The organism is Mesorhizobium yinganensis (assembly GCF_040081985.1).
GTDB classification, from domain to species: domain Bacteria; phylum Pseudomonadota; class Alphaproteobacteria; order Rhizobiales; family Rhizobiaceae; genus Kumtagia; species Kumtagia yinganensis.
In genome coordinates, this window is the sequence record NZ_JBEBMH010000042.1 from 1 (window position 1) to 19,364 (window position 19,364).

The following is a 19,364-nucleotide window of genomic DNA, read 5'->3' on the forward strand; positions in this document are numbered from 1 at the left end:
GATCCAGGCGCCAATGCCGCGGCCAGTATCCGGCACTGATCCTCTTCACTCCAACGACGACGACGCTCCGGCCCAGTCAATAACGTCATCTGGCTCATGCTGTGCTGCTAACCACGCTCGTAAGGACGACCTTAAGAGCGCAGCCTCGCTACCATGCCATGCTCGCGCAAGGCGGCCCTCGCCGGAGGCGTACGCTCCGTCTGCCCCCGCCCTGCGGCGAACCGCGCCCTTTCGATCCTCAGGAATATACTATAGAGGGGTATACTATGTCCCACACCAAATCCAACAAACAGCAACTGATCGGCCGGGTCCGGCGCATCGCCGGGCAGGTCGCCGCGATCGAGCGCGCGCTGGATACCGAGGCGGGTTGCGCGGCGGTGCTGCAGCAGGCCGCCGCGGTGCGCGGAGCGATCAACGGCCTGATGGACGAACTCATCGAGGACCATCTGCGCGAACATGTCGCCCATCCCGGCCTCGACGAAACGCAACGCGCGGCGGGCACCGAGGAACTGCTCGCCGTCATCCGCCGCTATGCAAGATAGGAGGCCGCCATGGCGACCCAATCGACCGTCGACGCCCTGTCGCACTCGCATGTGTTCCTGGGCCGCTCGCATGACGAAAACGCCCGACGCACCCTGTGGGTGGTCGGCCTGACGGCGGTGATGATGGTGGGCGAAATCGTCGCCGGCACCGTCTACGGCTCGATGGCGCTGCTCGCCGACGGCTTCCACATGGCCACGCATGCCGGCGCGCTGGCGATCGCCGCCGGGGCCTATGCCTATGCGAGGCGCCATGCGACCAGCCCGCGCTTCACCTTCGGCACCGGCAAGGTCGGCGACCTCGCCGGCTTTGCCTCGGCCCTGATCCTCGGGCTGGTCGCGGTCGGCATCGCCGTCGAATCGGCGGGCCGGCTCATCGAGCCGCGCCCGGTCGCCTTCGACCAGGCGACGGTGGTCGCGATCATCGGCCTCGTGGTGAACGTCGTCAGCGCGCTGCTTCTGTCAGGCGGCCATCACGCCCACGAGCATCACGGCCATGACCATCACGGACATCACCACCACGGCCACGACCATCACCACCATGGGCACAACGGCGCCCGCCCGGGCCAGGACAACAATCTCCGATCCGCCTATTTCCACGTCCTCGCGGACGCCTTGACTTCGGTGCTGGCGATCGGCGCCCTGCTTGCCGGCCGCTATCTCGGCTGGGTCTGGCTCGACCCGGCGATCGGCATCCTCGGAGCGGCCGTCATCGCCCGCTGGTCGTGGACGCTGGTGCGCGACAGCTCCGCGGTGCTGCTCGACGCCGCCGATCCGGCGCTCGAAAGCGAAGTGCGGGAGCACGTCGAGACCGACGGCGCGCGGATCACCGACCTGCATATCTGGAGGGTCGGCCCCGAGGCGCATGCGGCGATCGTCAGCGTCACCGGCCCGGTCGACGCCGAGACGATCCGGTCGCGCCTGAAGCCGATCCACGAACTCGCGCATGTCACGGTGGAACGCCGGTAAAGCGTTTCGCGGCCAAGGGGAGGTTTCAAGGCCCCCCTGCCTTGCCGCATGAAAAAGGCCCGTCGCGGGAGGAGGTGCGACGGGCCTGATTTGAAATACGGCGAGGGAGGAGGTTCGCCGTATTCGATGCCGACGATCTGGGAGGAGGTAGATCGTCAGCACCACTGACCTATCTCCCCGCCCACCGTCCGGCAACCGTATTTTACGCATAGGTCGTTTGCGGTGGGAGCATAGCGCACCGCAGGTTGCATCGGATCGGCATCCGCGGCGCCGCAATCGAAAGGCGCGCGGATCGACAAACGGACGGCTTAAGCCGTCCTCTGCCCCAACTGGATGACGTCCGCGCCCCGCCGCAGGCCGGTGGCGACGACGGACACCCTGAACTTTCCCTCCAGCGCCTCGTCGAAGATGGCGCCGACGATGATGTCCGCATCGGAGTCGACTTCCTCGCGGATGCGGGTCGCCGCCTCGTCGACTTCGAACAGCGTCATGTCCATGCCGCCCGAAATGGAGACGAGCACGCCCTTGGCGCCGCCCATCGACGCTTCGTCGAGCAGCGGATTGGCGATGGCCGCTTCCGCCGCCTTCTTCGCGCGGCCTTCGCCGGTGGCTTCGCCGGTTCCCATCATGGCGCGGCCCATGTCGCGCATCACCGACCGCACATCGGCGAAGTCGAGGTTGATAAGACCCTCTTTCACGATCAGGTCCGTGATGCAGCCGACGCCGGCATAAAGCACGCGGTCCGCCATGGCGAAGGATTCGGCGAAAGTCGTCTTGGCGTCGGCGATGCGGAACAGGTTCTGGTTCGGGATGACGATGACCGTATCGGCGCTCTCGCGCAGGCGCTCGATGCCCTCCTCGGCGGTGCGCGTGCGGCGCGTGCCCTCGAAGACGAACGGCTTGGTGACGACCCCGACCGTCAGGATGCCCGCCTGCTTGGCGGCCCGCGCTATGACCGGCGCCGCGCCCGTTCCGGTGCCGCCGCCCATGCCCGCCGTGACGAAGCACATATGCGTTCCCGCCAGTTGCTCCATGATCTCGTCGATGGACTCTTCCGCCGCCGCGCAGCCGACATCCGGCAGCGAACCGGCGCCGAGACCCTCGGTGACATTGGCGCCGAGCTGGATCAGCCGGGACGCCTTCGACATGGCGAGCGCCTGCGCATCCGTGTTGGCGACGATGAACTCCGCGCCCTCCAGCCCCTGCGCGATCATGTTGTTGACGGCATTGCCGCCGCCGCCACCGACCCCGATCACGGTGATCCTGGGTCTCATCTCGACGATTTCCGGCCTGGCGCTCATTGCGATACCCTCCCTGACAGCGCCCGGGAAGCCGGGCGAGGAGCCCACGAATCAGAGTACACCCACCGCGCACAGGGAATCAGACTGAGAACCTCACCGCAAGTCCGGTCTGTCGATCGCATGGGGTAATCGCTTGAAGGAATTACCCTCACCCCCCAACCCCTCCCCACAAGGGGCAGGGGACTGGCTTGCATCTCCGCCAGACGCCGATCGTCGCTGGTTTCGCTCGGCATAACGGCTGCGAAGTCCCCCTCCCCCTTGTGGGGAGGAGTTAGGGGTGGGGGTAGTTCCTTGCGATTGCCCTAGTCGATGACATGAGAACCGGGCGCGGCATCCCCTGTCGCCGAACGGCTCCGCCAACGTCGGCCCAGGCTGTCGGTCGTCGCTAGCCTTTCCCCTCGTCGTCGCAGGAGAATGCCATGTCCATCGGCGCCTGCGCGGTCATCGGCGCAAAGCTGCCGGTTTCCTCCGCCGGCACGGGCGGGGATTTCAAGACCCGCCAGAACACGAAGCCTGCGAAACAGGCCGCGATGGCAATCGCCACATAGATAAAACTTTGCGTGCCGTAGAGCGCGGTCAGCACCGTGCCGAGCCCCGGCGCCAGAAAACCCGCCACCGACCAGGCGAACAGCATCGTGCTGGACAGCGTCACCAGATCGTCCTTGCTGGCGCGGTCGTTCCCGTGGGCGCTGGACAGCGAATAGATCGAATCCGAAGCGCCGCTCCAGATCACATAGATAAGAATGATAGTCAGCAGCGCGCCGCCGTCGAAACGGATGGCCACCACGCCCATGACGGCCACCAGCAGGGCGGCGGCGATCAGCACGTAGCGGCGGTCGGTGCGGTCGGAGATCCAGCCCAGCGGAAACTGGAACATCAGCGTGCCCAGCGGCATCGCCGACATCAATGTCGCCACCTGGCTCTGCGAATAGCCCTTGGCCGTCGCATGGATCGGCGCGAAACCGGCGATCATCATCGACAGGCCGCCGACCGCCAGCATTCCGGCAATGCCCACCGGCGAGATGCGCCAGGCCTTTCGCCACGCCACCGACGCGCCCTGCGGCGCGGGCGGCTGCGCCAGATTGGTCAGACCGACCGGCAGGATCGACAGGGCCGTGAAGATGATGCCGAAGATCGGCGCGTCCGGGCTCTCGATGTCGGCAAAGCCGAGCAGGAAGGCGCCGGCGCCCAGCCCCACCACATAGGCGACGTAGAAGATCGCCATGACCCGGCCGCGTATGGCGTTGCCGACCGCGTCGTTCAGCCAGCTTTGCGCCACGATGAACAGGCCGGAAATGGCGAAGCCGTAAAGCGCTCGCGCAAAAATCCACACCGGCCCGTCGACCCTCACCGCGACCAGCGCGTTGGCGAGCACGATCAGCCCGGAAAACAGCAGGTAGCTGCGCGCATGGCCGACGCGGCGCACCAGCGGTCCCGTCAGAAGGCAGCCCAGGAGCCCGCCCGCCGACAGGCCGGTCAGGATCGAGCCTGCCCAGGTCGGCGCGTATCCTTCGATGCCGAGTTTTACCGGGATGTAGGCGAACAACAGCCCGTTGCCGACCGCCACCAGCGCCATCGACAGGATGATCGAGGCGACGGCCAGCATCGGCGCGGGCTTGTCCCCGTCCGGAATCTTTGCTCCTGCCGCCACCGCCGCCATGTCTCCCATTGTTCGAAAATGCCTTGGCCGGCGGCTGCGCGCAGCGTCAAAAACGACATGGCCGGACACGTCATGTCGGTCGGCAGGATTTTCGGAAGCGCGTCAGGCACATGGGGCCGGTTTGGCTGGTTCCGACAGTCCGCGCAGGTCCGCGTCAGGTAGATCAGCCTCTTCTGCGCGCAAGCTCTTGATAACACTTTGATATACCTGCATATTATGAACTTGACGCGAACACGGCCGTCGCCTGGGATGTTGTCTTTGCCGGTTTTTTGGTGCGGCCGCACCAAGTGCGGCCCGGACATGAAAAACGCTCCGCAGCCGGCCGGCTGCGGAGCGCTTGCGATGCGCGGACGTGAAAAGCCGGAAACGGTCCGCGCAGCCGACAGCCTGAGACGGCCTGGTTTCCGGCCCCGGCCGCAAGGCCGGGATGGGGTCTCACATCTTCGGCAGCAAAACCTTGTCGATGACGTGGATGACGCCGTTCGACTGCTCGACATTGGCGATCGTGACGTTGGCGACGTTGCCGTTCTCGTCCTCGATCGTGATCTTGTCGCCCTTGTATTTCGCGGTCCAGGTGCAGCCGCCGACGGTCTTCACCGGATGCGCGCCCTTGTCGTCGTCGACCATCTTCATGATATCGCCCGACATCGCCTTGGCCGCGACGACATGGCAGGTCAGGATTTTCGTCAGCTTGTCCTTGTTCTCGGGCTTCAGCAGCATCTCGACCGTGCCGGCCGGCAGCGCCGCGAAGGCTTCGTTGGTGGGAGCGAGCACCGTGAAGGGACCTCCGCCCTGCAAGGTCTCGACAAGGCCGGCGGCCTTGACCGCGGCGACCAGCGTGGTGTGGTCCTTGGAGTTGACGGCGTTCTCGACGATGTTCTTGTCGGCATACATCGGCGCGCCGCCGACCATCGGGTTGCCAGCATAGGCGAGCGTCGCGGCGGACAGGGCGAGAGCGCCGGCGACGAGGGCTGTGAACTTGCGCATTTCAGGTTCTCCTTGGCTTGTTCCCGTTTCTCGGGGGCAGCGGGAGACACGTGGCTCACTTCCAATAAGTTTCAGATTTTTTTGATTTTTTTGGCGCGGCGTACTGCATATGAGGAACAGCTACGAGGGGCAGCGGCGTAAAGTTTCAACATCGCCAGGATTAGAATCCGCGATCTCTCAGGACATTCGGAATTGGGCGGCTGCGGAAGGCTAACGCCTGATCAGCTTTCCGAAAAACGGGGATGGAAAAATCCGTTCCATCTTGAAAATTCTTCGCTTTCCGCAACCCCTCTCTTGTCTTTTCAATGCCTTGGCCGGCAGCCATCCGCGACAAGCCAGAAACTTCCGGAGCATTCATCCCCACACCCCCGACCGGAGCGACAATGCCGCCGGCTTGGCTGGAAATGGATGGCAATGGACGGGACTGTGGCAATCGAGCAAAACTGGGAGGCGCTGAAGCGCATCCTCATTATGCTCGTCGCCATGGCCGGGATGGGCGCTGGGGGACCGGGTTCTGGTGGCGTTGGCGATGAGAGCGCTGGCGCCGGGAGCCTTGGCGCTGGTGGCGTTGGCGCTGGTGGCGTTGGCGCTGGGGGACAGTTTACTTTCTTTCCGCGGAAAGGCGCAGCCGCTTCAAGGCAGGTTCTGGCGGAAAAAAGTAAACTGTCCCCGGCACTTACCCTCCCGCGCCATCTCTACCTCGCCATCCTCCGGCTGTTGCGCCCCGCTGAAGCCGCCGCGCGGCGGCTGATCATCGCAGCGGCGCGCGGGATCGTGGTAACGCTTCCGCCGCTACGGCCGCGCAAGCCGAAACCCGCAACGCTACGAGGCCCCCGCGCCTTCCTGCCGAAGCGACCGAAAAGACGTCCCAAGCCCGCCCCGCGCATCCGCTCGCTGTCGCTGCTCGACCCACTACGGCGTCCGTTCCGCGTCCGCCGCCGCCCTGTGCCCGCCCACGCCGCCCCGCGCATCCTGGGCCTCGATTTCAACGCGCCGTATCGCCCGCTGCCGCCACCGCCATCTTCCGACGATCCGATCGATGCCGCCCGTCTCGGCCAGCGCCTTGCCGCGCTCGCCGCAGCACTCGACGACCTGCCGGGCCAGGCAAAACGCTTCGCCCGCTGGCAGGCGCGGCGCGACGCCGCAATCGCCCGGGACGGACCCGTCTCCGGCCGGCGCCTCTCGCCGCTGCGGCGCGGGCGTCCGCCCGGCGGCCGGTTGTCGCGCTACGATCCGGGCGCGCCGCATCCCCGCGGGATCCGCGAGGTCGACGAGATCCTGGCCCATGCCCATGCGCTGGCCGTCCACGCCCTCGACCGCTCCGACACCTCATGACGCGCGGCCTACGCGAGATGACAAGCAGAGGATCAAGCCGGCGCGGATTTCCGCCGCGGGCGACGTGGACGGCTGCGTACAGGAAAGATTCTTCTCAGCCGAAGAACCGAGTGGGTGAAAAAGCAACCGTCCCCAGGCATTTACCCCGTTTAGGGCGAAATCGAAAACCCAGGCGGGGCAGCAGGCAGCCCGTATCCCCAGCGCTTTTCAAAGCCGGAAAAGATCGCCGACGGAAAGCACCGGCCCGGTCGGTTGCCCCGTCGGCGAGCCGCCAACCGGTTCCAGGCTGATGGCCAGCTTCGAGCCGGCTGCCAGTTTTTCGCGGGCGGCGGTGTCGACCGGCAGATGGACGGATGCGCCGACCGGGATCACCCCCATCGATACCGGCGCGTTCGAGCCCTCGATCATCCACAGTTGAAAATCCTTTCCGGCGGCCCTGTCGCCGGAGACATGGCTGAGGCCGACCGCGCCGGAAGCCGGATCGTAGACGGCGAGGTAACGCACGTCGCTGCCCTCGGCGGCAAGCGATGCGACGAGCTGGCCCTGCGCCTCTCCAACCGGCGCACGCAAATAGGGAACTACCACCGCAAGCAGCAGGGCGGCGACGGCGGCGGCGGTCAGACCGCGCCAGAAAGTGAGGCTCGCCCACAGACTGGAAGGCTTGTCCGCCGCGGCCGCCTGTTGCGAAAACAGCCGCCGGTCCAGCGCCGCCTTGACCAAGGCCGGCGGCTCGACGGGTGCGTAGGCCGAAGCCATCGGCGCGAAATGATTTTCCCAGCGCTCGACCGCCCGCGAAAAATCCGGCTCGGCCTCGATCCGGTGCGCCGCCGCGGCGCGCTCGTCGGACGACAGCACGCCAAGCACGAATTCGGCGGCGAGCAGATCGTCGCCGCCTTCATCGGGCCTATGGTCGCCGGCGATGCTCATCGCTCAAGACATTCCCTCAATTTCAGCAGGCTGCGGCGCAGCCAGGTTCGCATGGTGTTCAGCGGCACGCGATAGCGCTCCGCCAGTTCGGCATAACTCTCGCCGCGCAGATAGGCGCCGCGCACGGCCTCGGCCCGGTCCTTCTCCAGTTCGTCGAGGCACGAATGGATGCGTTGCGCCTCGCCACCCGCTGCAAGCGTGGCTTCGGGGTCGGGCGCGGGATCGGCGATGTCGAGCGCCTCGTCTATGTCGGCCGCGGCCTGCCGGCGCTGGCGGACGCGGTCGATCGCGTGGTTGCGCGCCACCGCCACCAGCCACGAGATCGGGCTCAGGTCGGAAATGGCGAAGCGGTCGGCCTTCATCCAGATTTTTACGAACACTTCCTGCAACGCCTCCTCGGCCTCGGCCCGGTCGTTCAAGACACGCAGGCATACGCCGAAGAGTTTCGCGCTGGTGTGGCGGTAGAGAAGGTCGAAGGCCGCGCGGTCCTTCATCGCGGTCCGCACGATCAGTTTTGTAATATCCTGCGGCGCCGGCGCCCCTGCCTGGGGCTGACGGCCGGTTGGATAGGCTGAGGTCCTCGGTTCCATGCCTGTCGACAGACTACCACGAATTCCGGCGGCCAACACGATGCGGCCGGCGGCGCGCCAAGCTGGCCGGCAACTGTTCCCGCACATACGCTGATCGCGTGACGCCGGATTTGTGCCCTAGCGATTTCCACGCTGCCCATCATCGGCTGAAGGGTGGCACCGATTTCCTCACGGCGGTCTTGCCGGCAAGTCGCGGACGGGCCATCTAAAGGGCACCTCCGAACAGGGATGCACGATGACGATTGCCGGCCAGCTTGCCCTCATCGTCTCCGCCATCTTCGCCGGCGCGGCGGTCTACATCAACGCCGTCGAACAGCCCGCCCGCCTCGCCCTCGACGACCGCTCGCTGATTCGGCAATGGAAACTCGCCTACGCCAGAGGCTTCGCCATGCAGGCCTCGCTGGCCATCGTCGGCTTCCTGCTCGGCCTCCTCGCCTGGTGGCAGACCGGCGGCTGGCTGTGGCTCGCCGGCGCCGTCGTGCTCGTCGCCAACTGGCCCTTTACGGTGATCGCCATCATGCCGACCAACAAGAAGCTCATGGCGACCGATCCGTCGCGGGCCGGGCCGGAGAGCCGCGCGCTGCTGATGAAATGGGCCGGCCTGCACGCCGTGCGCACGGCGCTCGGCTTCGCTGCGACCGTCATTTTTCTGCTGGCATCGCTGCGTTAGCTTGGCCGACCGAAGCAGGCGCCGGAACGCGCGAGCAGGTCGGTCGGGCCATTTGCCCGCCACCCGCTTTCCCGGTAAGACGCCCGCCGAAGCAGCCATTCCGAGGGGACACAACGATCATGGACATCGCCGAAACCGCCGCCAACCAGGCCGCCTTGCTGTCGCGCGCGCTTCCCTACATGCAGCGCTACGAGAACAAGACGGTGGTGGTGAAATATGGCGGCCATGCCATGGGCAACGCGGCGCTCGGCCAGGCCTTCGCCCGCGACATCGCGCTGTTGAAACAATCTGGCGTGAACCCGATCGTCGTGCATGGCGGCGGCCCGCAGATCGGCGCCATGCTGAGCAAGATGGGCATCGAATCGAAATTCGAGGGCGGACTGCGCGTCACCGACCAGCGCACCGTCGAGATCGTCGAGATGGTGCTGGCCGGCTCGATCAACAAGGAGATCGTGGCGCTGATCAATGCCGAGGGCGAATGGGCGATCGGGCTCTGCGGCAAGGACGGCAACATGGTGTTCGCCGAGAAGGCGAAGAAGACGGTCGTCGATCCCGACTCCAACATCGAGCGTGTGCTCGACCTTGGTTTCGTCGGCGAACCCGTCGAGGTCGACCGCACGCTTCTCGACCTGCTTGCCCGCTCCGAGATGATCCCGGTGCTTGCGCCGGTCGCCCCCGGTCGCGACGGTCATACCTACAACATCAACGCCGACACTTTTGCCGGCGCCATTGCCGGCGCGCTCGAGGCAAAGCGCCTGCTGTTCCTGACCGACGTTCCTGGCGTGCTCGACGGCGACAAGAAGCTGATCGACGAGCTTTCGGTGGCGGAGGCCAAGGCCCTGATCAAGGACGGCACGATCTCCGGCGGCATGATCCCCAAGGTCGAGACCTGCATCGAGGCGATCGAACGCGGCGTCGAGGGCGTCGTCATTTTGAACGGCAAGACGCCGCACGCGGTGCTGCTGGAGCTTTTCACCGAGCACGGCGCGGGCACGCTGATCGTGCCGTGATGCCGGTCGTCTTTCGCGACAAGGGCTTCCGGTTCCACTTCTATTCGAATGAAGGGGAGCCTCGCGAACCACCGCACATCCATGTGCTTAAGGATGGCATCGATGCTAAATTTTGGCTTAGGCCGGATGTCGTGGTAGCTTACAATGACGGCTTCAGCGCCAAGACGCTTCGCGAACTGACCGAAGTCATCGTGAGGCGTCGCGACGAGATCGAGCAGGCTTGGCATGAATTCTTCGGTTAGGGCGATCAAGGTAAGTTTCGATCAAGAGAGCATGCGGGTCGATCTGTCCGATGGCCGTATGCTGAGCGTTCCTCTCGCCTGGTTCCCGAGACTGCTGCGTGCGTCAGCCGCCGAGCGCGAAGCGGTGACGATCAGTACGCGCGGACTCCATTGGGAAGCACTCGACGAAGACATTTCTGTCGCAGGGCTGCTGGCAGGGCGTGGCGACCAGACGCGGCCACGCTCCAGGCAGGCGGCCGAGTAAGTCGGCTGGCCACCAGACGCCGCGATGTTTTTCATCGAACGCCGCGCCGGCAGGCCGATCTCGTGCCATGACGGGTCATAAAGTTCCGCTCATCCTAGCCACACTCGCAGCCCTGCTTTGCAGCGTGGCAACCGCCCCTGCGCGGGACCGCGCCTGCGGAAGCCGCGAGCCGATCAACACGCTGGCCGAACTGTGGCCGGCGCTCTATGCCTGCTGGTCGCCTCCGGCCGGCACGGAAGGCAAGGAACTGACGCTGACCTTCTCCGTCCGCCGCGACGGAACGCTGATCGGCAAGCCGCGCGCCACCTATTCCAAGCTGCAAGGAGGCAACGACCTCGACCGCGCCTTCGTCGCCTCGGTGCTGCAAGCCCTCGACAAGACCCTGCCCCTGCCGATCACGGAAAGTCTTGGCGGCGTCATCGCCGGGCGGCCGATGGCGCTGCGTTTCGCGGTGCCGGTGGGGCCGGAACTTTGACGTTATCTTGCCGAACCGGCATCCGGCGCGAGGACAGCGTTTCATCCTCCGCTAAGGGCGTATGACTTTTAGCGGCTTCATGATGACCCGTATTGGGCTTCGTCTTGTATCCCATGACCATCGACTCTTCCTCGGCATCCTGCGGCGCCCCCCAAAAGGCTTCGAGCGTCGGCCCGTTCCCAATGCGCCGGTCGCGGAGGAAAAAATCCCACACTTCATGAAACCAGACGCGCCGGCCCATCTTGGTGTACCAGCGCATCGAATGCCGCTGCTCGCGATCGGGGTGCAGAAGGATGCGCGCCAGCGCCTTCGGCCTGGACTGCACCATCACCTCGATCAGCTTGACGCTGAAGAACAGCATCCAGGGCTTGAGCCGGCTCATCTGCAGCACCTGGTGCTTGTAGTCCCAGAGCCGCGCATCGGTCTGGATAACGGTCCTGTCTCGGGCGATGCGGAAGAACGGCGTCCAGCGATGCGGCGTCACGTAGAGCGCCTGGATCTGGTCGGGGTCGTAGGCGAGAAGCTGCCGCAAACCGCGCCACAGGTCGGAAAACCCTTCGTCCTCGAAACCGACAACCCAGGTCGCCATCGACAATATGCCGTGCCGGCGCAACAGCCTTATCGCCTCGCGGTCTGACCGGGTACTGCCGCCCTTTTTGATCAGCGCCAGCGTCTGTTCGTCGGTGTTCTCCATGCCGAGCAGCCAGCGGATGACGCCCGCTTTTCGGTAGAGGTGAAGGATGTCGGCGTCGCGCACGATGTCGTCGGCGCGGGTCGAGCCGACGATCAGCACCGGCACGTTCTCCGCGATCATCGCCTCGAGAAAGGCGCGCCACGCCTTCTTCGACGAGGTGGGGTTCTCGTCGGCGAGGTTGATCAGTTCGACCCCGTGCTCGCGATGCAGACGCGCGATCTCCTTCGCCAACAGTTTTGGGTCGCGATGCCGCCAGCGCGTCCAGAACCCGCGCTGGCCGCAATAGTTGCAGAGGTGCGGGCAGCCGCGCGAGAACTGCATGACCACGGCGCGCTTGCCGCCCCAATAGCTGTAGCGGGCATGGTCGATCAGTTCCCAGCCGACGCGAAAATCGTCGAGATTGGCGATGGTGCGCGCCGGCCTTGTCGCAAAGGGCCGGCCGAGATCGTCGCGATAGGCGATGCCCTCGACCGAGGACAGCGGTTTTCGCCCGGCAAGTGCTGCGACGAGAGCAATGATCGTCGCCTCGCCCTCGCCGCGCACCAGAATGTCGAACGCATCGGTCGCCGCGAGGATGTCGCGCCAGTGATAGGTCGGGAACACTCCGCCATAGACGATCAGCGTTTCCGGCGCGGCCGACTTCAGCATCCTTGCTATCGACAGCGCCGTCGGATGCGCGGAGGTCGAGCCGGAATGACCGATCAGCACGAGATCCGGGCCGTCCCTCAAGGCATCCGACACGACCGCATCCAGCGACATCGGCCCGAATTCGGCGTCGACCAGCCGCACGCGGTGCCCCGCGTCGATCAGCGGCCCGCCGAGGCAAAGCAGGCCCAGCGGCGGCAGATGGTCGTCCGGAATGCGGCTGCCGATCGCCGTGTGCGGCGGGTTGACGAGAACGATCTGCATGTCCGGGCCTCCAGCTTTCCCGGCATAGGGCTAGGCTGGGAAGTGGACCGGCGATTGGCTGGAACAAGGCGGGCTCGGGCGGATGGTCAGCAAAGATTGTGCAGAGGCGGCCGGACGCGCGCCCGCGCGGCGGAACTCACTCGGCGGGCACGTCGCTCTGCGTGGAGGGGGCCGCATCATGGCCGGCAGCGGCCGTCGTTCCGACCAGGCGCAAGGGCGGCGCCGTGACCTGAAGCGCGGCCACCCGCCGGTCGTAGTCGGGCGCGATGGTTCCGAAGACGCGGTCCCAGAACGAAAAGTAGTTTCCAAAATTGTAGCGGAATTCCGAATGGTGCTGGTCGTGGAAGAACACACACAGCATCGGCGACGGAAAGCGGGCGGTCGACGAGGCGAAATATTCGAAGCCGGCATGACCGAAGGTGCCGTTGATCTGGTCGTAGGCCCGGTTGGCGAGGATGATCAGCGGCGGGAACGGAATGACGAAGACCATCAGCGTGTGATGCGCCTGCGACAGCGCGGTATCCACCACCGTCATCGAGTCATGGCTCCATGCCGTCGGCGCAACGCTGCGATGATGGAAGGCGTGATGCCTGTAGAACAGCTTGGTGTGCAGCAGGCGGTGCGCGGCATAGAACCACAGGTCAGAGATCACCATGCACAGAAAGAACAGCGGCAGCGCATTCCACCAGGTGAGTTGCCATGGCGTCGGCGCCCAGCCCATATGCTGCGAGAACAGGCCGAGCGAGACGGAGGTCGAGGTGACGAGGATCGAGACCGCGCTCTGGCGGATTTCGGCCCCCATGCGCTTCTCGCCACGGCGCGTCTTCTGGATGCGCCTGTCCGGATTACGGCCGTTGAGCCAAGTGATGCCGAGACCATAGAGGAAATACAGCGCCAGCGTCACGCCATAGATCGCCGCGAGCAGGGTCAGGAACGTCAGCAAGGGGTCGAGGAAGGCAGTCATGAATTCCGCGCCGGTTCCCGTCTTCAGCGAGCATGCGACGCCTACCACAACTTCCAACTGCAGCAAACTTGGCGGAAAACTGCGCGCTGCGCTTCCCTGCCGCGAAAGCGGTGGAAACGACCGAGGCAATCGCGCTATAGGCCGCCATCGCGGCCGAATTGGCCACAATCAAGATCAAAGCGACCGGCCTTCGCGGCACGGGAGCGGTGGGAAGGAACCCAATCATGAATGTCAGGCAGGAAACGCAGGAGCTTCTCGGACGCATGGGCGTCGCGTCCGACCGCCTCTCCGGCGGCGACCTCGTCGTCCGCAGCCCGGTGACCGGCGAGGAGATTGCGGCGCTGAAGAGCATTTCGACCGCCGACACGGCCAGTGCGATCGACGCTGCGGACACAGCCTTTCGCGACTGGCGCAACGTGCCGGCGCCGAAGCGCGGCGAACTGGTGCGGCTGCTCGGCGAGGAATTGCGCGCCCACAAGGCCGATCTCGGCCGCCTTGTCTCCATCGAAGTCGGCAAGATCACGTCCGAGGGTCTCGGCGAAGTGCAGGAGATGATCGACATCTGCGACTTCGCCGTCGGGCTTTCCCGCCAACTCTACGGCCTGACCATCGCCACCGAGCGCCCCGGCCATCGCATGATGGAGACCTGGCATCCGCTCGGCGTCGTGGGCGTCATTTCCGCCTTCAACTTCCCGGTCGCGGTGTGGTCGTGGAACGCGGCGCTGGCTTTCGTCTGCGGCAATTCCGTCGTCTGGAAGCCGTCGGAAAAGACACCGCTGACGGCGCTCGCTTGCGAGGCGATCTTTGCTCGCGCCGTTGCCCGCTTCGGCGGCGCGCCGGAAGGTCTGCTGAAGGTGCTGATCGGCGACCGCGCCGCCGGCGAAGTGTTGGTCGATCATCCGAAGGTGCCGCTGGTCTCCGCCACCGGCTCGACGCGCATGGGCCGCGACGTAGGCCCGCGTCTGGCCAAGCGTTTCGCCCGCGCCATCCTGGAACTCGGCGGCAACAATGCCGGCATCGTCTGCCCCTCGGCCGATCTCGACATGGCACTGCGGGCCATCGCCTTCGGTGCGATGGGCACGGCCGGCCAGCGCTGCACGTCGCTGCGCCGCCTGTTCGTGCACGAAAGCGTCTACGACGCGCTCGTGCCGCGCCTGCGCAAGGCTTATGAGAGCGTCTCGGTCGGCAGCCCGCTGGAAACATCGGCGCTGGTCGGCCCGCTGATCGACAAGGCGGCTTTTTCCGGCATGAGCAAGGCGCTGGAGGCAGCGAAGGCCGCAGGCGGCAAGATCACCGGCGGCGCCCGCGTCGACAACGGCCATGCCGAAGCCTACTACGTCCGCCCGGCGCTGGTCGAGATGCCGAAGCAGAGCGGGCCCGTGCTCGAAGAAACCTTCGCGCCGATCCTTTATGTGATGAAGTATTCCGACTTCGATGCCGCGCTTGCCGACCACAACGCCGTCGGCGCCGGCCTGTCGTCTTCGATCTTCACCCGCGACCTGATGGAGTCGGAGCGGTTCCTGTCGGCGGAAGGTTCGGACTGCGGCATCGCCAACGTCAACATCGGCACATCGGGCGCCGAGATCGGCGGCGCGTTCGGCGGCGAGAAGGAGACGGGCGGCGGCCGCGAGAGCGGCTCGGACGCCTGGAAGGCCTATATGCGCCGTGCCACCAACACGGTGAACTATTCGAAGGCGCTGCCGCTGGCACAGGGCGTGTCGTTCGACATCGATTGAGCAGGAACGCTGGTCGCCAAGGCTTGCGCCGCGTGCTCGGCGCAGGCTCGGCGGTACTCCAGGGCAATTCCCCCGCCGCTTATCGCGGCAACGTCGAGGCGAGCAGAGACTTGACGGGGGAAGGGATTCAAAAGCCTCGTTAGCCGGCTGACAACACCGCTTTCCGAACGCGGCAGCCGGCTACATATCTGCTGAGAACGCCTGATCGCCGCCGATCCAGACGCCACGCACGTCGAGATCGTCTGAAAGCGCCACGATGTCGGCGCGCGAACCCGCCCTCAGGCGGCCATGGCGGGAAAAACCCATCGCGTCCGCCGGATAGAGCGAAGCCATGCGCAGTGCCTCGCCGAGTTCCAGCCCGATCTTGCGGTGCATGAACCTCACAGCCGAGATCATGTCGAGATCGGCGCCGGCGAGCGTTCCGTCAGCCAGCGTCAGCCTGCCGTTCTCGCGGCGGATGGTGCGGCCGTTCAGCGTGAACGACGTCATGTCCGTGCCGATCGTCGACATGGCGTCGGTGACGAGGAAGATTTTCGCCGGCCCGGTCTTGGCCCGCAGCGCGATGCCGATCGTCGCCGGGTCGACATGGATGCCGTCGGCGATCAGGCCCGCCCAGAGGCTGCCATTGTCGATGACCGCGCCGGCCAGTCCCGGCTCGCGGTTGCCGATCTGGCTCATGGCGTTGAACAGATGCGTTGCCATGCTCGCGCCGGCGGCGGCGGAGGCCATCGCCGTGGCGAAGCTCGTATCCGAATGGCCGAGGCTGACGATGACGCCTGCTTGCGCCAGTGCGCTCATCCGCTCCAGCGAAACCGATTCAGGTGCGACGGTGATCAGGAGCGACGGCAGCCGCTTTCGCGCCTCGATCAGGAATGCCTGGTCGGCATCCTGCATCGGCCGGATCAGTTTCGGATCATGTGCGCCCTTGCGCGCCAGAGACAGATGCGGGCCCTCCAGATGCAGGCCGGCAAAACCCGGCACGTCAGCCTCAAGGGCCGCGACGCCGGCCTCCACTGCGCGCGCCGTGACTTCCGGCGTGTCGGTGATCAGCGTCGGCAGCAGCGCCGTCGTGCCGAACGGAGCGTGGGCGGCGCAGATCGTTCGGATTGCCTCGACGTCCTGCCGGTCGTTCAGCATCACGCCGCCGCCGCCATTGACCTGCAGGTCGACAAAACCCGGGACGAGCAGTCCCCCCTGCTCGGCGACTGTCACCCCAGCAGGGATTTCGCCCTTGGGCACGATAGCCTCGACGCCGTCGCCGCGCACCACCAGCGCGGCATCGCGATGCCAGATCACGCCGTCGAAGATGCGTGGGGCGGAAAGCGCAAAGCTCTGCATCAGCGGGTTTCCGTGACCTTGCGCAGGTTGCGCGGCTCGTCCGGATTGAGGCCGCGATGGCGCGCGAAGGCTTCGACGAAAGCGTAGAACGACACGATCAGCGGCAGCGGGTCTGTCAGCGGATGGCCGGTGGCCACATGCGGCAGTTTCCGCGCCTGCCCGGTGCGCAGCGATGTCGCGAAGGCCGCCGCGCCCTTCGCGGCAAGCGCGTCCACCGTCTCGGCGACGGAAGCCTCCGACGCGTCGCGCGCCGCCAGAGCCAGCACCGGGAAACCCGGCCCGACGAGCGCCAGCGGCCCGTGCATGACCTCGGCCGCGCTATAGGCCTCGGCATGCATACCGCAGGTCTCCTTGAACTTCAGCGCCGCCTCGCTGGCGATGGCATAGGAGGGGCCGCGCCCGAGGATGAACAGCGACTGCTCGTCCTCCAACTCGCCCGCGATCTCCATCCAGTCGCAGCCCACCGCCTGATGCAATTGCTCCGGCAGCCGCGTCAACGCGGCCAGCAGCCCGTCATCCTCGGTGCAATGCGCCATCAGCGACAGACCGGCTATCGCCGAATTGACGAAACTCTTGGTCGCCGCGACGCTGCGCTCCGGTCCCGCAAGAATGTCGATCGGATAGTCGGCCGACTTCGCCAGCGGCGAATCCGGGGTGTTGGTCAACGCCACCGTCAGTGCCCCACCGGCCTTCGCCTGCTTAGACATGGCGACGATGTCCGGGCTTTTTCCCGACTGCGAGATCGACAGGCAGACCGTGCCGGCCAGCCGCAATTTTGCGCCGTAGATCGAGGCGATGGACGGGCCGACCGACGCGACCGGAATGCCGGCGGTGAGTTCGATCGCGTATTTGAGGAAGGAGGCCGCATGGTCGGAGGAGCCACGCGCCACGGTCACCACGAAATGCGGATTGCGCCGCCTTATGTCAGCGCCGGCCTCGGCCAGCACCTTGCCGCTGCCGTCGAGCAGTCGCGCGGCCGCGTCCGGTATCTCCTCCACCTCGCGTCGCATATGGGTCATGTCGTTCATGGGCTCACCCCATCCTCGGCGCCTCCGCCGATCCTCAGCTCGGCGACGAAATCATATGTATCGCCGCGATAAATCGAACGTGTGAATTCGACCACCTTGCCCGTCGACAGATAGGATATCCGTTCGATGTGAAGCCCGGCCACACCCGTCGGCACGTCGAGCAGGCGCGCGTCGACCGAGCCGAGATTGGCAGCCGAAATGCGCTGCACCGCGCGCACCGGCCTGTTGCCGGTCTTTTCCAGCGCGGCATAAAGCGACGAGCCCACCGCCATGGGGTCGGGCAGCGCCGCCGTCGACAGAGAGGCGCGCTCGATCGCCAGCGGCGTGCCGTCGGCGATGCGCAGCCGGCTGACGCGCGACACCGATTCTTTCGCGGACAGGCCTAGCACCATCATCTCGTCAGGGGAGGGCGCATAGATGCCGCGCTCCAGCCATTCGGAGCGCAGCGTCATGCCGCGCCGCGCCATGTCCTCGGTGAAGGAGGTGAGCAGCGACAGCGACTGCTCGACCCGTTCGACAGGCCGCGCCACGAAGGTTCCGGAGCCGTGCCGCTGCACAAGCATGCCGCCCTTGACCAGATCCTGCACCGCCTTGCGCACGGTGACCCGCGAAATGCCGGCCTTGGCGGCTATGTCGCGTTCGGACGGCAGGGCGTCTCCCGGACGGATGACGCCCGCCTGCACCGCGTCCTCGATCGAGCGCTTGAGCTTCAGGTAGAGCGGCGCGCCGCTCTGGCCCGCCTCCCTCACCGCACTCTGGATGCGCTCGGCAAGGTCAGCCATGCGCCGCCTCGCTCGCGACGAACCGGCGAACGGCCATGGAGACCGCCCCGCCGAGCGCGTCCTGCAACGGGTCGCGCAGCCGCGCCCGGTGTTCCGGCGAGAGCCGTTTTGCGTAAAGCGCGGCCAGCCCGCCGAGCAGGCAAAGCGGCTCGCCGTCCTTCAAGCCCAGCACGCCCAGCGACGCCTCGATGTCGGCGACGGCGCGCTTCAGGATGAACTGCGCGACGGCATCGCCCTTCTCGGCATGGTCGAACACCATCGGCGCGAACCCGCCGAAATCGCCCGGCTTGGCGGTCGTGGTGAATTCCACCACGTCGCGCGGATTGTCGCGGAACACGGCGAGCAGCGCCTTCGTCAGCGGCGAGGCAGGCCGGATGCCGTCATAGGCGAGCAGCGTCTCTTCCAGCAGGTCGCGGCCGATGCGCGCGCCGCTGCCCTGGTCGCCGACCAGAAATCCCCAGCCGCCGACGGTGCGCACGACGCCGGCGCGCCGCATCATATAGGCGGTGCCGGTGCCGAGGATGACGATGGCGCCGTCATCGGCGCCCAGCGCTCCCTCCAGGGCAATGGCTGCGTCGCTCTCGACAACGCTGCGGCTGAACGGCAGGACGGCCTCGAGCTGCTGCCGGTAGGTGCCGACATTGCTGCCGGCCAGCCCCAGCAGCGCCGGTGTTTTCGGGATCAGGTCGGGGTCAAGGCCGGCTTCCGCAAACGCCAGCCGCGCCGCGTCGACGATGCTGGCGCGGGCGCCGGTCAGGTCGGTGCGGATGTTGGCGGCGCCGCTCTTGGCGCGGCCCAGAATGGTTCCATCGGCGGTGGCGACCGCCGCCCGGCAGCTCGTCCCGCCACCATCGATGCCCAATACCAGTTCCACGCGGATGCTCCTCTATCACTATGATACCAATAAAATACCAATATCCAAGCGTTAATTTTTACAAGCGAGGCAATTTCCTCAAATCCTTGT

At 66.1% G+C, this 19,364-nt stretch carries 19 protein-coding genes and 1 pseudogene; 9 read left to right on the forward strand and 11 right to left on the reverse strand.

Features of this window, described 5'->3' with window-relative positions:
• The first annotated feature begins 266 nt into the window (after positions 1 to 266).
• Together ABMA59_RS33920 and dmeF are read left to right on the forward strand one after the other, a co-directional pair.
• Entirely contained in the window at positions 267 to 542 is a 276-nt protein-coding gene (locus tag ABMA59_RS33920) for a metal/formaldehyde-sensitive transcriptional repressor (RefSeq protein ID WP_349009776.1), read from the forward strand.
• A 9-nt stretch (positions 543 to 551) separates the two neighbouring features.
• Positions 552 to 1,508, forward strand: a complete 957-nt coding sequence (gene dmeF, locus ABMA59_RS33925; protein WP_349009777.1) for a CDF family Co(II)/Ni(II) efflux transporter DmeF — start codon at positions 552 to 554, stop codon at positions 1,506 to 1,508.
• Between the two features lie 308 nt (positions 1,509 to 1,816).
• Here the strand turns inward: dmeF and ftsZ are convergent, their stop codons facing one another.
• From ftsZ to ABMA59_RS33940, 3 genes are all read right to left on the reverse strand, one after another.
• Positions 1,817 to 2,809 carry a cell division protein FtsZ gene (gene ftsZ / locus ABMA59_RS33930; protein WP_425476033.1) on the reverse strand — a complete coding sequence of 331 codons (993 nt, stop codon included), beginning with the start codon at positions 2,807 to 2,809 and terminating at the stop codon, positions 1,817 to 1,819.
• A gap of 385 nt (positions 2,810 to 3,194) precedes the next feature.
• Positions 3,195 to 4,469: an MFS transporter gene (locus ABMA59_RS33935; protein WP_425476035.1), complete on the reverse strand. Its 1,275-nt coding sequence runs from the start codon at positions 4,467 to 4,469 to the stop codon at positions 3,195 to 3,197.
• Between the two features lie 435 nt (positions 4,470 to 4,904).
• Positions 4,905 to 5,456: a fasciclin domain-containing protein gene (locus ABMA59_RS33940; protein WP_349009778.1), complete on the reverse strand. Its 552-nt coding sequence runs from the start codon at positions 5,454 to 5,456 to the stop codon at positions 4,905 to 4,907.
• Between the two features lie 414 nt (positions 5,457 to 5,870).
• On the opposite strand from ABMA59_RS33940, the gene ABMA59_RS33945 reads away from it, so the two are divergent.
• Positions 5,871 to 6,791: a hypothetical protein gene (locus ABMA59_RS33945; RefSeq protein ID WP_349009779.1), complete on the forward strand. Its 921-nt coding sequence runs from the start codon at positions 5,871 to 5,873 to the stop codon at positions 6,789 to 6,791.
• A gap of 207 nt (positions 6,792 to 6,998) precedes the next feature.
• On the opposite strand, the gene ABMA59_RS33950 is transcribed toward ABMA59_RS33945, so the two are convergent.
• Both ABMA59_RS33950 and ABMA59_RS33955 read right to left on the reverse strand, forming a co-directional pair.
• Positions 6,999 to 7,718 carry an anti-sigma factor gene (locus ABMA59_RS33950; RefSeq protein WP_349009780.1) on the reverse strand — a complete coding sequence of 240 codons (720 nt, stop codon included), beginning with the start codon at positions 7,716 to 7,718 and terminating at the stop codon, positions 6,999 to 7,001.
• Positions 7,715 to 8,308: a sigma-70 family RNA polymerase sigma factor gene (locus ABMA59_RS33955; protein WP_425476034.1), complete on the reverse strand. Its 594-nt coding sequence runs from the start codon at positions 8,306 to 8,308 to the stop codon at positions 7,715 to 7,717. The genes ABMA59_RS33950 and ABMA59_RS33955 overlap by 4 nt, the downstream gene beginning before the upstream one ends.
• A gap of 235 nt (positions 8,309 to 8,543) precedes the next feature.
• On the opposite strand from ABMA59_RS33955, the gene ABMA59_RS33960 reads away from it, so the two are divergent.
• From ABMA59_RS33960 to ABMA59_RS33980, 5 genes are all read left to right on the forward strand, one after another.
• Entirely contained in the window at positions 8,544 to 8,978 is a 435-nt protein-coding gene (locus ABMA59_RS33960) for an anthrone oxygenase family protein (RefSeq protein ID WP_349009781.1), read from the forward strand.
• A gap of 116 nt (positions 8,979 to 9,094) precedes the next feature.
• Positions 9,095 to 9,988: an acetylglutamate kinase gene (gene argB / locus ABMA59_RS33965; protein ID WP_349009809.1), complete on the forward strand. Its 894-nt coding sequence runs from the start codon at positions 9,095 to 9,097 to the stop codon at positions 9,986 to 9,988.
• A complete protein-coding gene (locus ABMA59_RS33970) occupies positions 9,988 to 10,230 on the forward strand; it encodes a DUF4160 domain-containing protein (RefSeq protein WP_349009782.1) in 243 nt (80 codons plus the stop codon). Before argB ends, ABMA59_RS33970 begins: the two co-directional genes overlap by 1 nt.
• On the forward strand, positions 10,214 to 10,474 hold the full coding sequence (locus tag ABMA59_RS33975; RefSeq protein ID WP_349009783.1) for a DUF2442 domain-containing protein: 261 nt from the start codon (positions 10,214 to 10,216) through the stop codon (positions 10,472 to 10,474). Before ABMA59_RS33970 ends, ABMA59_RS33975 begins: the two co-directional genes overlap by 17 nt.
• 67 nt (positions 10,475 to 10,541) lie before the next feature.
• Complete coding sequence (locus tag ABMA59_RS33980; protein ID WP_349009784.1) at positions 10,542 to 10,949, forward strand: hypothetical protein; 408 nt, start codon at positions 10,542 to 10,544, stop codon at positions 10,947 to 10,949.
• A gap of 115 nt (positions 10,950 to 11,064) precedes the next feature.
• On the opposite strand, the pseudogene bchE reads toward ABMA59_RS33980, so the two are convergent.
• Together bchE and ABMA59_RS33990 are read right to left on the reverse strand one after the other, a co-directional pair.
• Positions 11,065 to 12,552, reverse strand: a pseudogene (gene bchE, locus ABMA59_RS33985) (magnesium-protoporphyrin IX monomethyl ester anaerobic oxidative cyclase); the annotation flags it as partial.
• A gap of 136 nt (positions 12,553 to 12,688) precedes the next feature.
• Complete coding sequence (locus ABMA59_RS33990; RefSeq protein ID WP_349009785.1) at positions 12,689 to 13,564, reverse strand: sterol desaturase family protein; 876 nt, start codon at positions 13,562 to 13,564, stop codon at positions 12,689 to 12,691.
• 176 nt (positions 13,565 to 13,740) lie between these two features.
• Between ABMA59_RS33990 and amaB the strand changes: the two genes are divergently transcribed.
• Positions 13,741 to 15,252, forward strand: coding sequence for an L-piperidine-6-carboxylate dehydrogenase (amaB, locus tag ABMA59_RS33995; protein ID WP_349009786.1), 1,512 nt, complete (start codon positions 13,741 to 13,743; stop codon positions 15,250 to 15,252).
• A 180-nt stretch (positions 15,253 to 15,432) separates the two neighbouring features.
• On the opposite strand, the gene nagA is transcribed toward amaB, so the two are convergent.
• The 4 genes from nagA to ABMA59_RS34015 are packed head-to-tail and all read right to left on the reverse strand — an operon-like array spanning position 15,433 to position 19,274.
• A complete protein-coding gene (gene nagA / locus ABMA59_RS34000) occupies positions 15,433 to 16,593 on the reverse strand; it encodes an N-acetylglucosamine-6-phosphate deacetylase (protein ID WP_349009810.1) in 1,161 nt (386 codons plus the stop codon).
• Positions 16,590 to 17,618 carry an SIS domain-containing protein gene (locus ABMA59_RS34005; protein WP_349009787.1) on the reverse strand — a complete coding sequence of 343 codons (1,029 nt, stop codon included), beginning with the start codon at positions 17,616 to 17,618 and terminating at the stop codon, positions 16,590 to 16,592. Before ABMA59_RS34005 ends, nagA begins: the two co-directional genes overlap by 4 nt.
• Entirely contained in the window at positions 17,615 to 18,400 is a 786-nt protein-coding gene (locus tag ABMA59_RS34010) for a GntR family transcriptional regulator (protein WP_349009788.1), read from the reverse strand. The genes ABMA59_RS34005 and ABMA59_RS34010 overlap by 4 nt, the downstream gene beginning before the upstream one ends.
• Positions 18,393 to 19,274: a glucosamine kinase nucleotide-binding domain-containing protein gene (locus ABMA59_RS34015; RefSeq protein WP_349009789.1), complete on the reverse strand. Its 882-nt coding sequence runs from the start codon at positions 19,272 to 19,274 to the stop codon at positions 18,393 to 18,395. Before ABMA59_RS34015 ends, ABMA59_RS34010 begins: the two co-directional genes overlap by 8 nt.
• Between the last annotated feature and the right edge of the window lie 90 nt (positions 19,275 to 19,364).

Excerpts from the sequence above, each read along its gene's own strand:
- ABMA59_RS33920 (WP_349009776.1), top strand. The coding sequence starts at position 267 with ATGTCCCACACCAAATCCAACAAACAGCAACTGATCGGCCGGGTCCGG.
- dmeF (WP_349009777.1), top strand. The coding sequence starts at position 552 with ATGGCGACCCAATCGACCGTCGACGCCCTGTCGCACTCGCATGTGTTC.
- ftsZ (WP_425476033.1), bottom strand. The coding sequence starts at position 2,809 with ATGAGCGCCAGGCCGGAAATCGTCGAGATGAGACCCAGGATCACCGTG.
- ABMA59_RS33935 (WP_425476035.1), bottom strand. The coding sequence starts at position 4,469 with ATGGCGGCGGTGGCGGCAGGAGCAAAGATTCCGGACGGGGACAAGCCC.
- ABMA59_RS33940 (WP_349009778.1), bottom strand. The coding sequence starts at position 5,456 with ATGCGCAAGTTCACAGCCCTCGTCGCCGGCGCTCTCGCCCTGTCCGCC.
- ABMA59_RS33945 (WP_349009779.1), top strand. The coding sequence starts at position 5,871 with ATGGACGGGACTGTGGCAATCGAGCAAAACTGGGAGGCGCTGAAGCGC.
- ABMA59_RS33950 (WP_349009780.1), bottom strand. The coding sequence starts at position 7,718 with ATGAGCATCGCCGGCGACCATAGGCCCGATGAAGGCGGCGACGATCTG.
- ABMA59_RS33955 (WP_425476034.1), bottom strand. The coding sequence starts at position 8,308 with ATGGAACCGAGGACCTCAGCCTATCCAACCGGCCGTCAGCCCCAGGCA.
- ABMA59_RS33960 (WP_349009781.1), top strand. The coding sequence starts at position 8,544 with ATGACGATTGCCGGCCAGCTTGCCCTCATCGTCTCCGCCATCTTCGCC.
- ABMA59_RS33970 (WP_349009782.1), top strand. The coding sequence starts at position 9,988 with ATGCCGGTCGTCTTTCGCGACAAGGGCTTCCGGTTCCACTTCTATTCG.
- ABMA59_RS33975 (WP_349009783.1), top strand. The coding sequence starts at position 10,214 with ATGAATTCTTCGGTTAGGGCGATCAAGGTAAGTTTCGATCAAGAGAGC.
- ABMA59_RS33980 (WP_349009784.1), top strand. The coding sequence starts at position 10,542 with ATGACGGGTCATAAAGTTCCGCTCATCCTAGCCACACTCGCAGCCCTG.
- amaB (WP_349009786.1), top strand. The coding sequence starts at position 13,741 with ATGAATGTCAGGCAGGAAACGCAGGAGCTTCTCGGACGCATGGGCGTC.
- ABMA59_RS34005 (WP_349009787.1), bottom strand. The coding sequence starts at position 17,618 with ATGAACGACATGACCCATATGCGACGCGAGGTGGAGGAGATACCGGAC.
- ABMA59_RS34010 (WP_349009788.1), bottom strand. The coding sequence starts at position 18,400 with ATGGCTGACCTTGCCGAGCGCATCCAGAGTGCGGTGAGGGAGGCGGGC.